Origin of the sequence: Salibaculum griseiflavum (assembly GCF_003129565.1) — a bacterium.
Taxonomy (GTDB): domain Bacteria; phylum Pseudomonadota; class Alphaproteobacteria; order Rhodobacterales; family Rhodobacteraceae; genus Salibaculum; species Salibaculum griseiflavum.
Genome location: NZ_QETF01000019.1, coordinates 1 through 15642, shown reverse-complemented (window position 1 = coordinate 15642; position 15642 = coordinate 1). Strand labels below are relative to the sequence as shown.

Sequence of the window (15642 nt, the reverse complement as noted above, 5' to 3'; positions counted from 1 at the left end):
CGCTGCAAAGCGCCTATATTGATCCCATGAAACATGTTCTTTTTGCTGGCCTGATTGCCCTTTCGCCGCTTCAGCTTGCCGCTCAGTCCGAAGCGGAGGAAGGCGAGATCGGTGAGGGCTTTTCCCTGATGGAAGAGGGGGCGCGGCTGATGTTTCGCGGCATCATGCGGGAAATGGAGCCGGCGATCGAGGACTTCGAGGGTATGGCGAAAGAGATCCAGCCCGCCCTCGAGATGCTGGCAAGCGAGATGGGTCCGGCGTTGATGGAATTGATGCGAAAGCTGGACAATGTGCGCTACTACGAGGCGCCTGAGGTGCTGCCCAACGGAGACATCATCATCCGCCGCCGCGACGATGCCCCGCCCTATGACCCCGACAGCCCGATGATCGAGCCGGGCGAAGAGATCGAGCTTTAGCGTCTGGCGCCCTTGACCCGGGCCGAGGCCGAGGCGCCCAGCGACCCCGCCAGAGACTTCAGCCGGGCTTCGGCCACTTCGCCGAACAGCGGGCCGGCCTGCGGGTGCAGCACCAGTTCCAATTCGTTCTTCTTGGCCGACAGTTTCAGCGTGCCCGGCGGATCATTTGCATCCTTCAGCCATAGCATCGCGCCCAGCCGCATGGCCTTGCCCAGGACCTCGGCGTCGCGCTGCTCGCGCTCGTCCAGAAGGTCGTAAAGGTTCTCGAACCGCGTGCCTTCTCGCTTGTTGGAATAGCGGTGCAACAGGGCGATCCCCAGAAAGACCCTCTCGGAATGCTTCAGCCCGCCCAGGTTGGCGCGGGTGGCGTTGTCGAAGACGACCTCGTGCCGGTAGTCGGGATGAGCGCGCCAGCTGACATCGTGCAACAGGGTTGCGGCCTTGATCAGGCGCTTCTTCTGCCAGCCGCAGCGCGGGAACAGGGGCATGACGAAATCGTAAAGCGTCTTGCCGTAGCCGGGTAGACGGGCATCCTTGGCCTCGGCGAAGCGGCAGGCCTCGATCAGGGGGTCACGTTCCCGCAGGTCCTGAGGCATCTGTTCATAAAGCAGCCCTTCACGAATCCCGTAGGACGAAATCGCGATATCCTTGGGTTTGAACCGGGCGACGACCTGTCGAAGGACATGGATGGCCAAAGGCACCAGTTCCATGCGCCGGCTGGATACACCGCAGCGGCTGCGCAGCTCTTCGAGATTGTTTTCCTCTATGTATTTCAGTGTCTTGGAAACCCGGCGCGGTGTCATGCGATATTCATGCAGAACGGAAAGCGGGTAGCCGCGCCGCTCCATGTCGATCCGCGCGATGGCCCGCCACGACCCGCCCACCAGGAACAGCCGCTTGCCGGTTTCCTCGCCCATTTCTTCGAACAGGGACTCGACCGTGTCCCTGATGAAGGCCTTTCGGCCTTTCTTGCCGCCCTTGACCTCCTGCAGCTTCAACGGGCCGAGCGGAGACGTCACGCGGTGGCTGACCTGCCCGTCATGCAGGTCCGCCAGCTCCATGGACGACCCGCCGATATCGCAGACCAGCCCGTAGGACCCCGGCCACCCCAGCAAGACGCCTTGCGCCGACAGCCGGGCCTCTTCCTGGCCGTCTATCACCCAGATTTTCAGGCCGGTTTCCCGTTCGATCTCGTCGCGGAAAGCGGGGCCGTCGCTGGCCTCACGCACCGCCGCCGTGGCCACGGCGGTCAGCGGCGAGATGCCCAACCCGTCGGCCAGTGCCACGAAGCGACGGATGGCGGCCTTGGCGCGCGCACGGCCCTCGGGGTTCAGCTTGCCGGTTTCGGACATGCCCGCGCCGAGGCCCGCCATGATCTTTTCATTGTAGAAATAGGCGGGGCTGCGGGCCGCCCCGTCAAAGATCACCAGCCGGACAGAGTTGGAGCCGACATCGATCACACCGACACGGGACAACGCCCGCGCCTTGGGGTCATCGAAGATCGGCTTGCCAAAGGGGCCGTAATCCTGAGCGGTGCTTTCGGATTGGCCGTCCATCGTGTTCTCCGCTTGCCTTGCGAACCCCGTTATGGCCCCGGCTGGTCGCCGGGGTCAATCTCCGGTTCGCCGCTGTGTGCGGATCAGCCCCGGCCGGTCAACAGCCCGTTCAGGAAGCCGGCGCTGATGACAGCGGCCGTGGTCTCGGGCGTTGGGTGGTCAGGCTTTTCGGATTCGGTGGCCGGGGGCTGCGACTGGTGGGCGTGCGATGACTGGGCCGCGCGGGTGGCGGCGAATATCAACAGGGCAACAAGGAGCAGACCCGCCGTTGCGACCCCGAAGGCGGCCACGATCGGATCATGGCGCAGCTCAAGCATCAGGAACAGGCCCAACCCGGCGAACCCCATCGTGATGGCGAAGGTCACCAATGCCGCGCCGAGCAAGGCCGCCGACAGGGCGGCCTTGCGGGCGGATTGGCGCACCATGCGGGCGCCGTCCCGTGCGATATGGGTCAGGGCGGTCACCGGCGGGCCATCAACCCTGCAACGACGACACCGGTGGCAAAGGCCAGGCCCGTCGCGGCGAACGGATGGTCCTGCACCTGGTGCTCGGTCTGCTGGCGCAGGCGGGCGCCCTCTGACCGGGCAGAGTCGTAGAGTGCCCGGGTTTCACTCGACAGCCCGTCAACCGAGGCCCGCGCGTGGTCAACGCCGTTGCGGGCCTGCTCGCGGGCCGTTTCGCCGGCCATCGCCGTCAGGGTAGCGATGTCATTTCGCGCGGTCTGCAATTGCTCTTCTAGTTCTTCCTTGGTCGCCATGGGGCGGCCTCCTTTCAGATTTGAGGGTTTGGTGCTGTCACGTGCTGGCGCCGCAAGCGGGCTAGAGCGGCGGACGGCCCCGAACAGCGCGGGCGATCATCGCCACCGCGAAAAGCACGATGAAAACGAAAAAGATCATCTGAGCGATCTCAGCGGAGACGACGGCAACGCCGCCGAAGCCAAGGACGCCGGCAATGATCGCGATAACAAGGAATGTAAGGGCCCAGCCTAACATGATCGGACCTCCTTTCCGTTTAACCGGCGCAAATAATGCGCCTCAGTCATGAAAAAGGTGACCATAGAAGGCAAAGCAATCAAGGGGGGAGGGGAGGGCGGTTATGACTAAGAAATTGAAATAGCTTAATAAAAAGTAGACACGTTATACCGAAAGCATCAGAAATGCTTCACTTTACCAAAGTAAATCGCCCACTCAATCTTCGGTATGGGTCAGTTTCGGCACATCCGATGCCCCCGCCGATCCGCGCCCGGACAGCGACGGGTTTTCCATGAAGAAGCGGTGGCAGTTGAACGCGAATTCGCCTTCGGTCATCTCGGCGCGGACGAAGTGCCCATCGGGTTTCATGACCCAGCTTTGGGCGATATCTGCCAGGTTTGCGGCCATGATCTGGCTCACGATCTGGGCCTTCACGGTGCCATTGGTGATCTCGACCAGCGTTTCCACCCGCCGGTTCAGGTTCCGCCCCATCCAGTCCGCCGAGGAGATGAAGACCCGCGCCTTCTTGTGCGGCAGGCCCGCGCCATTGGCGAAACAGACGATGCGCGAATGTTCGAGGAACCGCCCGACGATGGATTTCACGCGGATATTCTCGGACAGGCCCGCGATACCGGGACGCAGCCCGCAGATCCCGCGCACGACAAGGCTTATTTTCACGCCGGCTTGGCTGGCCTCGTAGAGCGCGTCGATCACATCCTCCTCGATCAGGGAATTCATCTTGGCCCATATCGCCGCCGGCTTGCCGTTGCGGGCATTCTCGGCCTCGGCGCGGATCATCTCGATCAGGCGGGGTTTCAGCGTGGTGGGGGAAATGGCAAGGTTTTCGAGGTTCTCGGGCTGCACGTAACCCGACAGGTAATTGAACACCTTGGTCGCATCGCGCCCCAGCGCGGCGTCGCAGGTAAAGAGGCTCAGGTCCGTGTATATCTTCGCGGTGATCGGGTGATAGTTGCCGGTCCCGTAATGGGTGTAGGTGACCAGCTGATCCCCCTCGCGGCGGACCACGGTGGAAATCTTGGCATGGGTCTTGAGGTCGAGAAACCCGTAAACCACATGCGCACCGGCCCGTTCCAGCCGCCGCGACTGGCGGATATTCGCGGCTTCGTCGAACCGCGCCTTGAGTTCGACCAACGCGGTGACCGATTTGCCGTCCTCGGCGGCTTCGCACAATGCCTCGACAATCGGGGATTTGCGCGAGGTCCGGTAAAGCGTCTGCTTGATGGCCACAACGTCCGGGTCGCGGGCGGCCTGGGTCAGGAAGCGCACCACCATGTCGAAGGTTTCATAAGGGTGGTGCAGCAGCATGTCCTTTTGCCGGATCGCCGCGAACATATCACCGTCGAAATCCGTGACCCGTTCCGGAACCCGGGGTGAAAAGGGCCGCCACAGCAGGTCGGGGCGGTCATCCAGCACAAGTTCGCTCAGGTCGCCGATGCCGATCACGCCGTCGACCTCGACCACCTCGGCCTCGGTCACGTGCAATTCGCGCATGATCAGGGCCTTGAGGGTCGCGGGCGCCCCGGCCGAGATCTTCATGCGCACCACTTCGCCACGGCGCCGCCGTTTCAGGGCGACCTCGAATTCGCGCACGAGGTCTTCGGCCTCGTCCTCGACCTCCAGGTCGCTGTCACGGAGCACGCGGAAGGCGCAGGAGCCCTTGAAGCTGTATCCGGGAAACAGGCTGTTCAGGTTTTCCAGAAGCACCTCTTCCAACGGCAGGAACCTGTGGCCGTCCTCGGTCGGCAGGGCGACGAAACGGTCGATCTGGTGCGGCACGGGCAAAAGTGCCCTGAGCGGGCGCTTGTCGCTGTCGCGTTCCAGTTCCAGTGCCAGGGCAAACCCCTCGTTGGGCAGGAAGGGGAAGGGGTGCGCCGGGTCGATGGCCAGTGGCGACAGGACCGGGAAGACCTTGTTCAGGAATACGTCCTTCAGGAATGTCCGGTCGGCTTTGGTCAGGTCCTTGCGCGACAGGATGGAGATGTTCTCGTCTTCCATCTCGGCGCGCAGCCCTTCCAGCACGGCCTGTTGACGGGCCAGCAATTTGCGGGCGTCGAGGTCGATCAACGCCAGCTGTTCAGCCGGCGTCAGCCCGTCCACCGATGGCGTCTGATGTCCTTCGCGCACCAATTCGCGCAGGCCCGCGACGCGGACAGTGTAGAACTCATCCAGGTTGGTGGCCGAAATCGACAGGAAGCGCAGCCGTTCCAGCAGCGGCACGCGCATGTTCTCGGCTTCTTCCAACACCCGCCAGTTGAACCCCAGCCAGCTGAGTTCGCGGTTATAAAACCGGTCCGGTCCGGTCACTTCGCTTTCTGGCGTGACCGGGGCAGGGAAATCGGAACGGAGAAAATCGGCAAGTGTCATGCGGGCCTTGTGGCGGGTGGGGGTTACAGAAAGATGACACTATCACCCTGTCCGGTGGGTGATGTCCAGAACCTCGCGGACCAGCGCGCGGTTCACCGCGCGGCCCTGGGCCATGGCGGCGCGATCCAGGGCCGCGACGGTGTCGATCGCGGCCTGGAAGGACCGGTCTATATGCTTGCGCAGCAGGGCAAACGCATTCGGCGTGGGCGCGATCTGATGATCCTGAAACTGCTTCATCAACACTGCGTCAAGAAGCTGGTCATCGGGGTCCGAGATGGCAACACAGGTCGTCGCGGACAGGCGCGACGCAAGATCGGGCAGGGTGATCGCCCAGCGGTTGGGCGGTGTTTGTCCGGTCAGCAGCAGGGGCAGCGCCTGGCTGCGCAGGTGATTATGGGCATGGAACAGCCATTCCTGTGCCGCCTCGGGCAACGTGTCGCCATCCTCGACCACCAGCGGGCCGTCAGGCAGCGCGGCGTCGGGGTCGATGTCGCCCGCATTCAAAACCGCTGCCCCACTCTGATCCGCGAATAACCGCGCCAGGTGGGTCTTGCCCGCACCGGGTGGTCCGGCAACAGCCAGCTTGGCATCCGGCCAGCTGGACGGGGCGGTGACCAGCGCATAGGCCTCGGCATTTGCCTCGGACACGAAGAAGGTCTCGGCCCCCATCGCGACACGCCGGGGCCAGTCGAAGGTCAGTTGTTCGGCCATCATTCGCCCGGACCCGACAGCCCCCGATAGAGCCGCCCGTTCTTGTATTCCGAGATCAGAAACCGGGCCACGACCCCGATCATGGCGGCGACGGGAACGGCCACCAGCATGCCCACGAACCCGAAGAGCGAGCCGAAGATCGCCAGCGCCAGGATCAGCCAGACCGGGTGCAGCCCGACGGATTGCCCGACAAGGTTCGGGGTCAGGATATTGCCCTCGAAGAACTGGCCGAACATGAAGATCGCGGCAACGATGCCGATGCGCAGCCAGTTGATGCCGACTTCGACGGTCTGCCCGTCCACCATTTCCGTCCCCGACCACCACTGGATCAGCGCCACGCCGATCGCCAGGATCCCGCCGACAAGCGCGCCGACATAGGGGATGAAGGAAATCAGCCCGGCCACGAAACCGATGATCAGCCCGTAGTTCAGCCCCGCCAGCATCAGCGCTACGGCATAGTAGGTGCCCAGAACCAGACAGACGGTGCCCTGTCCCCGGATGAACGAGGCCAGGGTGTTGTCGATCTGGCTGGCCAGCTTGCGCACGGTCGGCGCGTGGTCGCGGGGCAGCAGGTCGTCGATCTTCGCCACCATGCGATCCCAGTCCATCAGCAGGTAGAACGACACCACGGGCACGATCACCAGCAGAACCACTACGTTGATCAGGTTGAGCGCCGAGCTGAGGATCGAGTTCAGCACCGATCCACCCGACGACTGGATGGCAGACCCGATATTGGCCAGTTGCTGGCGGATCGCGTCGGATTCCAGGTCGATGGACGGGAATTGCGTCGTCAGCCAACCCTCGAACCGGTCGAAGAGCTGGGGCGCATTCTGGACCAGTGCGCCGATCTGCTGGATCAACTGGCCGGCCTGATTGATCAGCGACGGCAGGATCAGCAGCAGCGCCACCACGAAGATCAGGACGCCCATCAGGGTGATCACGATGGTGGCCGCGATCCGGCTCAGGCCTGCGCGTTCCAGCCGGTCGGCCACGGGGTCGAGGCAATAGGCCACGGCGCCGCCAAGGACGAAGGGCGTCAGGACATCGCCCAGAAACCAGAGGATCGCCACGAAGATCGCTGCGGCAATGCTCCAGTATTTCACCTGTTCGCGCGGGGCGAGGGCCATGGCGGCGTCCTTTCGATCATTGCCATCTAATTGGCGGATCGCGCGGCCCGTTGCAAGAAAAAGGCCCCGGCGTGTCGCCACGCCGGAGCCGGTCCACCAGGGAGGGTGTCGCTTAGTGGCAGGCCGGACGGGTGCCGGGCAGCAGCACCTTGTCGATCACATGGATCACGCCGTTGTCGGCCTGGATGTCCGCGATAATCACGTTGGCCACGTCGCCGGTGCCGTCGGCAATGGTGACGCCGTCGCTGCCGGCGGTGATGCACAGGCGTTCGCTTTCCAGGACGGGCTTGAAATAGTTCGACCCGGCCGGGAAGTCGGCGGCGTTCAGCTGGCGATCATCCACGTGATAGAGCAGCACATTGGTCAGCTGATCCTTGTTCTCCGGCTCGAGCAGGGTCTCGACCGTGCCTTCGGGAAGCGCGGCAAAGGCATCGTTGACCGGAGCATAGACCGTGAAGGGGCCGGGGCCGGAGAGCGTTTCGGCCAGGTCGGCGGCGGTCACAGCGGCCACGAGGGTCGAGAAACGATCGTCACCGGCGGCGATCTCGACGATGTTCTGGGCGGCGGCGGCAGAGGACAGGCACAGCGCGGCCAGTCCGCCGAAAGCGGTTTTCTTCAAGAAAGTCATGGAATTGGTCCCTTTGGTTGCAGTATGCCTTGCTGGCATGTGATCGGGTTACGCCGGGTCACGGGGTTCCGTTCACCATTGTAACGACCCTGTGATGTCGCGTGAACAGATCCCCGCCCCTTGCCCCGCTTTGCCGCGTGGCGTATTGGCGAAACGAATGTGCAAGGAGCCGACCAAGATGCGCCTGTCCCGTTATTTTCTGCCTGTCCTGAAGGAAACCCCGTCAGAGGCCCAGATCGTCAGCCATCGCCTGATGTTGCGCGCGGGCATGATCAAGCAGCAGGCAGCGGGCATCTATTCGTGGTTGCCGCTGGGCTTCAAGGTTCTGCGCAAGATCGAGAACATCGTCCACGAGGAACAGGCGCGGGCTGGCCATATCGCCATCCAGATGCCGATCCTGCAACCGGCGGACCTGTGGCGCGAAAGCGGGCGCTATGATGACTACGGGCAGGAAATGCTGCGCATGCAGGACCGCCACGAGCGCGATCTGCTTTACACCCCCACCGCCGAGGAAATGGTGACGGACATCTTCCGCTCCCATGTCAGCAGCTACAAGGACCTGCCGCTGACGCTTTACCAGATCCAGTGGAAATTCCGGGACGAGATCCGTCCCCGCTTCGGCGTGATGCGCGGGCGCGAGTTCTACATGAAGGACGGCTACAATTTCGACCTCACCAAAGAGGACGCGTTGCACGCCTATAACCGCCATTTGGTCAGCTACCTGCGCACCTATGAACGGATGGGGCTTCAGGCGATCCCGATGCGCGCGGATTCCGGCCCGATCGGTGGCGATGACACCCATGAATTCCTGGTGCTTGCCGAAACCGGCGAGTCCGAGGTGTTCTATGACAGCGAGATCACCGAGCTGAAATTCGGTGACCGCGACATCGACTATGACGACAAGGCCCAGTGCCAGGCCGTGCTGGAAGAATTCACCAGCCGCTATGCGCGCACCGATGAGACCCATGACGAAGCCAGGTTCGCCGAGGTGCCCGAAGAGCGCCGCCGTGTCGCGCGCGGCATCGAGGTCGGCCAGATCTTCTATTTCGGCACCAAATATTCCGAACCGATGGGCGCCACGGTGCAGGGCCCGGACGGCAAGCCCGTCCCGGTGCATATGGGCAGCCACGGGATCGGCGTGTCGCGCCTTCTGGGCGCGATCATCGAGGCCAGCCATGACGACAACGGCATCATCTGGCCCGAGGGGGTCACGCCCTTCCATTGCGGGATCGTCAATCTCAAGCAGGGCGACGCCGAGGCCGATGCCGCCTGCGACGGCCTGCATGACGCGATCGCCGCGCTGGGGCTGGAGCCGCTTTACGATGATCGCAACGAGCGGGCCGGCGGCAAGTTCGCCACGATGGACCTGATCGGCCTGCCGTGGCGTATCACCGTGGGGCCGCGCGGCCTCAAGAACGGTGTGGTGGAACTCACCAGCCGCCGCACCGGCGAAAGCGAGGAACTGCCCCCCGAAGAGGCGGTGGCGAAGCTGGCGCGGATCTATGCGCCACACTGCCCAAATCTGGCCGTGCCGGGCTGATCCCTTCCCGGTTGGGCCGGCCTCTGCTATTCTGTGACCAGAAGCCCCGTCGAACTGGGCCAAGGAGCATAGAGGCATGATTGTCAGAGCAGCGGCCCTCGCGGGTGGTCTGGCCGGGGCGGCCGGCCTGTCGCAATATCCGGAATTCACCCAGCAATACACGCAGCATCTGGCGGGCCAGATCGAGGCGTTGTCGGTCGTCGCTGCCGATTTCGACGCCAGTGCGGCGCGGTCGGACCTGACGCGGGACGAGGCGCTGGCACAGATGACCGGAACCGATTTCCTGCAAGATCGCCGCGCCGACATGACCCGCGCTTTTGCCCGGCTCTATCAATTGACGTCGCACCATGACGCTTTGCAGGCAGCTGGCCCGCTGGAACGCCTGACCATGCCGCACCGGATGGGCGACGCGGCCACCTTGCGGGGCACCTGGGCCGGGTTCAAGCCGGCGGTGCCGCTGACGCTCGCGGGGGCGCTCTCTGCGCTTGTGGGTTTTCTGGTCGGGGTCCTTGCCTTGCGTGGTGTGTTCGCCCTTGTCTCATGGCCGGTGCGGCGCCTGTTCGCCGGCCGCGCGGCGAAACCCTCGGCTGCGCGTGTCGAGCCGCCCGTCGCGTTGCGCTGACCACGGCATGATCGCCGCCCGCTTGACCCCCACCCGCTTTCAACGCAGGTTGACCGAAACCCAGTGAAAAGGCCCCGGCGCATGGCAGGCAGGACCGCCCCGTTTTCCCGTTTCGAATGGATGATCGCCTGGCGCTATATCCGCGCCAAACGCGCCGAGGGCGGCGTGTCGACCATGACCTGGATCAGCCTTGTGGGGATCACGCTGGCGGTTTTCGCACTGATCGCCACGCTGGCCGTGCGGGCCGGGTTCCGGACCGAATTTGTCGATACGATCGTGGGCGCCAATGCCCATGTCACGGTCTATGAACAGGGGGTCGTGACGCCCAATGGCGGCATCGACCGCCGGATCGAGGACTATGACGCCCTGGCCCGGGCGATCCGGACCGCCCCCGGCGTCACCCGCGCCGCACCGCTGGTGCGTGGCCAGGTCATGGCCAATAACCAGCAGAACAATACCGGGGTCGAGGTCTATGGCATCGCTCCAGAGGACCTGGCCACCATTCCCCGCATCGCCAACCCGGTCGAGGCAGCGGGCGATATCGGTCACTTTGCCGACGGGATCGCCATCGGTTCGGGCGTCGCGCGGGAACTGGGGGTGATGGTGGGCGACCGTATCCGCATCATCAGCCCGAACGGACAACGGACCGCCTTCGGCACCAGCCCCCGCGTCAGCGCCTTTGAAGTCACGTATATCTTTACCGCCGGGCGCTGGGACATCGACCGCACCCGGGTCTACCTGCCACTGGCCGAGGCGCAGCTGTTCTTCAACAAGGATGGCGTGGCCGACGAGATCGAGGTCATGGTCACGGACCCCGACCAGGTTGACCGCTATCTTGCCGGTATTCGCACCGCGGCGGGCGACGGCTACCTGATCTGGACCTGGCGAGACAGCGCGGGCAGTTTCCTGCGGGCGCTGACGGTCGAAGACAACGTGATGTTCGTGATCCTTTCGATTCTGGTGCTGATCGCGTCGATGAACATCATTTCCGGCCTGATCATGCTGGTGAAGAACAAGGGGCGCGACATCGGCATCCTGCGCACCATGGGCCTGACCGAAGGATCCGTGCTTCGGGTCTTCTTCATCTGCGGGGCCGGGATCGGGACCATCGGCACGGCGCTGGGGATCGTGCTGGGCTGTCTTTTCGCCATCTATATCGACCCGATCTTTTCCTTCGTGAATTATGTCGCCGGCGGGGGCGTCTGGGACCCGTCGATCCGGGGAATTTATGACCTGCCCGCCGAATTGCGCCTTGTGGATGTGGTCAAGGCCAGCGCCCTGTCGCTGGCCCTGTCCTGGATCGTGACGATCTTTCCGGCCCGGCGGGCGGCCCGGATGAACCCTGTGGAGGCGCTGCGCTATGAGTAACGCACTGGATCTCGCGGGTATCGAAAAGGGCTACAACCACGGACGCCCCAACGAGATCAACGTGTTGCGCGGCGTTGAATTGTCGGTGAAGCCGGGCGAGGTTGTGGCCCTTGTGGCACCCTCGGGCGCGGGCAAATCGACCTTGCTGCATATCGCCGGATTGCTGGACACACCGGATGCCGGCCAGGTGCGGATCGGCGGTGAGGACGTGACCGGCCTAGGCGATCGCCGCCGCACGGCCATCCGGCGCAATGACGTGGGGTTCATCTACCAGTTTCACCACCTGTTGCCGGAATTCTCGGCGCTGGAAAACATCGTCCTGCCGCAGCTCGCCAATGGCGCCGGTCAGCGCGCGGCCGAAACCCGGGCCCGCGACCTGTTGGGCCGGGTCGGTATTGCCGACCGGGCCGATCATCGCCCCGCCGCCCTGTCGGGGGGTGAGCAACAGCGCGTCGCCTTCTGCCGCGCCCTGGCCAACCAACCCCGCTTGTTGCTGGCCGATGAGCCCACCGGCAACCTTGATCCCGAAACTTCCGATCGCGTTTTCGCCGCCCTGATGGACCTTGTCCGCGACACCGGGCTGGCTGCGCTGATCGCAACCCATAACCTTGAACTCGCCGCGCGGATGGACCGCACGGTGCGGCTTGATACCGGAAAGGTCGTGACATGAAGATTGCCGTCACCGAAATCGAACAGGTCGCCAAGGATGCGATGATCGCCCATGGCGCGGGTGACTGGCAGGCGGGCGAGGTCGCCCGCGCCACGGCCCGGTCTGAGGCGCTGGGCAATGTCATCTGCGGCCTCTACTACCTTGAAAGCTATTGCACACAGTTGCGTTCGGGGCGCGTGGATGGGCAGGTCGAACCGACGGTCAGCCGCCCGAAGCCCGGCACCGTCGACGTGGATGCGCAGTTCGGATTTGCCCAGCCCGCCTTTGCCCGCGGGCTTCCGCAAGCGATTGCCGCTACCCGTGAAAACGGCGTGGCCACGCTGGCGGTGGGCCATGCCCACACCTGCACGTCGCTGGGGTATTTCACCGAACAGATTTCCGGTGCCGGACTGATCGGGATCGGCATGACCAATGCCTCTCCGGTCGTGGCCCCACCGGGCGGCAACGCCAAGACGATTGGGACAAATCCAATCTCGATGTCCGTCCCGGGCCAGGATGGCCCGGTGATGCATTTCGATTTTTCAACCTCGGCCGTGGCGCTGGGCAAGATCACCATGGCCAAGGCGGCGGGTGAAAAGATCCCGTTAGGATGGGCCGTGGATGCCGAAGGCAACCCGACGGACGACCCGGAAAAGGCGCTGCAGGGCGCCCTGCTCAGCGCCGGGGGCTACAAGGGCTGGGGCTTTGGCCTGATGGTCGAATTGCTGGCCGCGGGCATGACCGGGTCAGTCAATTCGCTGGACGTTGCCGGGCTGAAAGTGGCTGAAGGCAAGCCCCATGATCTTGGGCAGTTCTACATCCTGATGGAACCCCGCGCCGACTTCGCGGACCGTTTCACCCGCGTCGCCGAAGCTGTGCTGGCGCAAGAGGGTGCCCGCATCCCCGGTGCCGCGCGACAGGCCATGACGGAAGTCGATGTTCCCGACGCGTTGTGGACCCAATGCAAGGCGCTCACACAGGGCTGACAATGGCGTGAGAGCGCGCAACTTCCATTGAGGGCGCGGCGTGTCTGCATAGGATCGCCGCAATCCAATGAAAGGTCTCCCATGCGTTCCATGTTTCTTGCCCTGCCCATCGCTCTTGCCGCCAGCACCTTGGCCGCCGGTCCGGTCTCGCTCGCTGCCGGATGGAACCACCAGCGCCTGTCGCTGTTCAGCTCGAACGATTACGACTTCGGGGCGACGCTTGGCATCGCCTCGGATGCGGCCGTATCGCTGGCCTGGAAGCCGCTGGGCCGGTCCAATTGGGACAAGCGCGGGGCCAGCTGGTCCTGGTCCGTCGACCAGTCCGTGCCCGCCACGAACCTGGCCCGCAAGGGCGGAGATGACCGAAATATCTCGATCTATTTCGTCTTCCTGCCGCAAGCGGATGCCCAGCGGCTTGAGGGCGCGGGTCTGCTGCGGCTGCAACGCAACGCGAATGTCCGGATCCTGCAATATGCATGGGGCGGCAATCACGGGCGCGGAGAGATCCTGCCGTCGCCCTATGCGCCGGGGCAGGGGGTGACCGTGGCCTTGCGGCAAGCCGGAACGGGCGCGCATTCCGAAACCGTCGATCTGGCGCGGGACTTCAGCGCTGCCTTCGGCGGCCAGCCCGGCGCATTGGTCGGGGTGGCCGTGTCGGCGGACAGCGACGATACCGGCACCGCCATCCGGGCCTCGGTCTCGGACCTGGTGCTGCGCTAACTGCAAATCCCGTCGATGTCAGTCTCCTCATGCAGGCCCGAAACCGCGATGGGCCGGGGCGCGGTGCCGGGCGGCGCGACGGGCATGACGGCGCTGAGCCTTTCCCAGATGCGCTGGGTCCGGGCGCCGGCCGGGTCCAGCGTGCGGCAGCAGACATATTCCTCGACCAGCGAGGCCTGCTGTTCATAGCCCAGATCGAGGAACGGGGTCCGGTCCTCGGGGTCGAAGAGATAGGGATCGGCCCCGCCGCGATGCTCGGCCGCGCCGCGCAGGGGGTGATAGCCGGTGATCTCGCGGTTCTGCCATTGCCAGATATGGGCCATCTCGTGGGTGAAATACATCGCCGCGACAAGGTTGATCCGGTCGGGATAGCCCGGCAGGTAATCGGGCAGCGTCCAGTCCGGGGCGCTGAGCACATGATCGAACAGCACCGCGCCCGCCGTGCGGACCTGGACCGTTGGGCCACGGGGCGGCGGCGCGATCTTTTCACGGCAGGTCACGCGGGGGCGCGTCGGATAGGTCTGCGTGGTCAGGCCGATGAACCCCGCTTCCAGCATCCGCACCTCGCCGGTGTCCAGCGTCGGACCCATCAACTCGGCCACCAGCGCCTCTTCGCCGCCTGTCAGCGCTCGGCCGCAACCGGCCAGTGTCAGAAGGCAGAGGGTGACAAACCGCATGGCGCCAGCCTAGACTCTTCCTGATCTGGATCAAGGCGGCGCCGACGCCCCGGCGCGAGGCTGGCTTTGCGAACAGGAGGACCTGCAATGAAAAAACCGCTTCTTCTCATACCGTTCCTTCTGGGGGCCTGCGTGGCGCAGCAGCCCGATACCAGCGTCGAGGCGGGCAAGGCCGCCTATCAGACGGAATGCGCCGCCTGCCACGGGGCCGACGGGCGCGGCGCGGGCGATTTCGGGGTGGAGCTGTTCACGATCCCGCCCGACCTGACCACGCTGAGCGCCCAGAACGGCGGCGACTTCCCGCGCGATTACGTCATGTCGGTGATCGACGGCTATGACCGCAGCCACGCCTTTTCCGCCGCGATGCCCGAATTCGGCGTGCTGGACCTTGGCCCCACGGTCATCGTCGAGGAAGACGGCGTCGGCACCCCGGTGCCCGCCACCTTGCTGGCGCTGGCCAACTACCTTGAAACCATCCAGGAATAGGAGGGGGCGATGACCCGTGCATTGAAACTGTCACTGGTTTTGGGTTGCCTGGCCGCGCCACTGGCCGCGCAGGACGCCGAGGAAGGCGCGCGGCTCTACCAGCAGCATTGCGCCACCTGCCACGGCATTGATGGCGCGGGCGACGGGCCGATGGCCCCGGCGCTGATCCTGCAACCGCCCGACCTGACCGCGCTGGCGGCGGGCAATGACGGGGTTTTCCCCACCACTCGCGTGGCCATGCGCGTGGACGGGCGCGACCCGCTGGTCAGCCACGGCAGCCCCATGCCGGTCTACGGGCCGTTCTTCGAGGGCGACGACACGGCGATCAAGGTCGAGACCGGCCAGCCCATGATGACCAGCCGCCCGGTGGCGGACCTGGTGGCCTATCTGGAAGGGATACAGGAGTAGGGCGAGAAAGCCGCGCGATGGCCAGACCGTGGGATGGCGATGTGAGGTTTGAGCGGCGCCCGGGTGCGGACTCAAGGGCGTAGCCCGCCGCGTCAAAGCCGTCGCGCTCCCATGCGGCGGCTTTTTGGCCACTACAGGGCATCGCTTGAGGTTTTTCGGATGTGGTCGGGATAAAGCGCTTCAGCCCCAGCGGATCAATCGCCCCCGCGCGCGTCGGCTTTGGCGCGGTTCACGTTATTCGCTGAAAAGTCATGGCCTAAGTCTGCTAGGGTCAGGACTCATAGCCAGTAGATGACGAGTGCTGCGAGGGCGATGGCTGACAGGAAGACCTTCGGGCACCTGTCGTAGCGGGTTGCCACACGCCGCCAATCCTTCAACCTACCAAACATGAT

At 64.5% G+C, this 15642-nt stretch carries 18 protein-coding genes and 1 pseudogene; 9 read left to right on the top strand and 10 right to left on the bottom strand.

Annotation, left to right across the window (positions count from 1 at the left end; translation table 11 throughout):
• Window positions 1-26: 26 nt before the first annotated feature.
• On the top strand, window positions 27-416 hold the full coding sequence (locus DFK10_RS13855) for a hypothetical protein (protein ID WP_109389673.1): 390 nt from the start codon (window positions 27-29) through the stop codon (window positions 414-416).
• On the opposite strand, the gene DFK10_RS13850 is transcribed toward DFK10_RS13855, so the two are convergent.
• From DFK10_RS13850 to DFK10_RS13815, 8 genes are all read right to left on the bottom strand, one after another.
• Window positions 413-1972 carry a Ppx/GppA family phosphatase gene (locus DFK10_RS13850; RefSeq protein WP_109389624.1) on the bottom strand — a complete coding sequence of 520 codons (1560 nt, stop codon included), beginning with the start codon at window positions 1970-1972 and terminating at the stop codon, window positions 413-415. The genes DFK10_RS13855 and DFK10_RS13850 overlap by 4 nt on opposite strands.
• An 83-nt stretch (window positions 1973-2055) precedes the next feature.
• Window positions 2056-2436, bottom strand: a complete 381-nt coding sequence (locus DFK10_RS13845; RefSeq protein ID WP_109389623.1) for a hypothetical protein — start codon at window positions 2434-2436, stop codon at window positions 2056-2058.
• A complete protein-coding gene (locus DFK10_RS13840; RefSeq protein WP_109389622.1) occupies window positions 2433-2729 on the bottom strand; it encodes a DUF883 family protein in 297 nt (98 codons plus the stop codon). The genes DFK10_RS13845 and DFK10_RS13840 overlap by 4 nt, the downstream gene beginning before the upstream one ends.
• A 61-nt stretch (window positions 2730-2790) precedes the next feature.
• A complete protein-coding gene (locus DFK10_RS13835) occupies window positions 2791-2964 on the bottom strand; it encodes a DUF1328 domain-containing protein (RefSeq protein ID WP_109389621.1) in 174 nt (57 codons plus the stop codon).
• Window positions 2965-3159: 195 nt separating this feature from the next.
• A complete protein-coding gene (locus DFK10_RS13830) occupies window positions 3160-5328 on the bottom strand; it encodes an RNA degradosome polyphosphate kinase (protein WP_109389620.1) in 2169 nt (722 codons plus the stop codon).
• A 42-nt stretch (window positions 5329-5370) separates the two neighbouring features.
• The gene (locus DFK10_RS13825) at window positions 5371-6039 is read right to left on the bottom strand and encodes a P-loop NTPase family protein (protein ID WP_109389672.1); all 669 of its coding nucleotides are present in this window, start codon (window positions 6037-6039) and stop codon (window positions 5371-5373) included.
• Entirely contained in the window at window positions 6039-7166 is a 1128-nt protein-coding gene (locus DFK10_RS13820) for an AI-2E family transporter (protein WP_109389619.1), read from the bottom strand. Before DFK10_RS13820 ends, DFK10_RS13825 begins: the two co-directional genes overlap by 1 nt.
• Before the next feature lie 112 nt (window positions 7167-7278).
• Window positions 7279-7794, bottom strand: coding sequence for a fasciclin domain-containing protein (locus DFK10_RS13815; RefSeq protein WP_109389618.1), 516 nt, complete (start codon window positions 7792-7794; stop codon window positions 7279-7281).
• Window positions 7795-7972: 178 nt separating this feature from the next.
• On the opposite strand from DFK10_RS13815, the gene proS reads away from it, so the two are divergent.
• The 6 genes from proS to DFK10_RS13785 all read left to right on the top strand — a co-directional run bounded on the left by proS (window position 7973) and on the right by DFK10_RS13785 (window position 13679).
• Window positions 7973-9334: a proline--tRNA ligase gene (proS, locus tag DFK10_RS13810; protein WP_109389617.1), complete on the top strand. Its 1362-nt coding sequence runs from the start codon at window positions 7973-7975 to the stop codon at window positions 9332-9334.
• Window positions 9335-9410: 76 nt separating this feature from the next.
• Entirely contained in the window at window positions 9411-9956 is a 546-nt protein-coding gene (locus DFK10_RS13805; protein ID WP_109389616.1) for a DUF2937 family protein, read from the top strand.
• 81 nt (window positions 9957-10037) lie between these two features.
• Window positions 10038-11324, top strand: coding sequence for a lipoprotein-releasing ABC transporter permease subunit (locus DFK10_RS13800; RefSeq protein ID WP_109389615.1), 1287 nt, complete (start codon window positions 10038-10040; stop codon window positions 11322-11324).
• Window positions 11317-11994: an ABC transporter ATP-binding protein gene (locus tag DFK10_RS13795; RefSeq protein WP_109389614.1), complete on the top strand. Its 678-nt coding sequence runs from the start codon at window positions 11317-11319 to the stop codon at window positions 11992-11994. The genes DFK10_RS13800 and DFK10_RS13795 overlap by 8 nt, the downstream gene beginning before the upstream one ends.
• Window positions 11991-12959, top strand: coding sequence for an Ldh family oxidoreductase (locus DFK10_RS13790; RefSeq protein WP_109389613.1), 969 nt, complete (start codon window positions 11991-11993; stop codon window positions 12957-12959). Before DFK10_RS13795 ends, DFK10_RS13790 begins: the two co-directional genes overlap by 4 nt.
• Before the next feature lie 81 nt (window positions 12960-13040).
• Entirely contained in the window at window positions 13041-13679 is a 639-nt protein-coding gene (locus DFK10_RS13785; protein WP_109389612.1) for a DUF3047 domain-containing protein, read from the top strand.
• On the opposite strand, the gene DFK10_RS13780 is transcribed toward DFK10_RS13785, so the two are convergent.
• Window positions 13676-14356 (bottom strand): hypothetical protein, encoded by a 681-nt coding sequence (locus tag DFK10_RS13780; RefSeq protein ID WP_109389611.1) that lies wholly within the window; start codon window positions 14354-14356, stop codon window positions 13676-13678. The two genes, DFK10_RS13785 and DFK10_RS13780, sit on opposite strands and share 4 nt — an antisense overlap.
• Before the next feature lie 87 nt (window positions 14357-14443).
• Here DFK10_RS13780 and DFK10_RS13775 point away from each other — a divergent pair, with 87 nt between their 5' ends.
• Window positions 14444-14842 (top strand): c-type cytochrome, encoded by a 399-nt coding sequence (locus DFK10_RS13775; protein WP_109389610.1) that lies wholly within the window; start codon window positions 14444-14446, stop codon window positions 14840-14842.
• Between the two features lie 9 nt (window positions 14843-14851).
• Window positions 14852-15250: a c-type cytochrome gene (locus DFK10_RS13770; RefSeq protein ID WP_109389609.1), complete on the top strand. Its 399-nt coding sequence runs from the start codon at window positions 14852-14854 to the stop codon at window positions 15248-15250.
• Between the two features lie 278 nt (window positions 15251-15528).
• Here DFK10_RS13770 and DFK10_RS13765 read toward each other — a convergent pair.
• A pseudogene (locus tag DFK10_RS13765) lies at window positions 15529-15642 on the bottom strand (IS5/IS1182 family transposase); the annotation flags it as partial.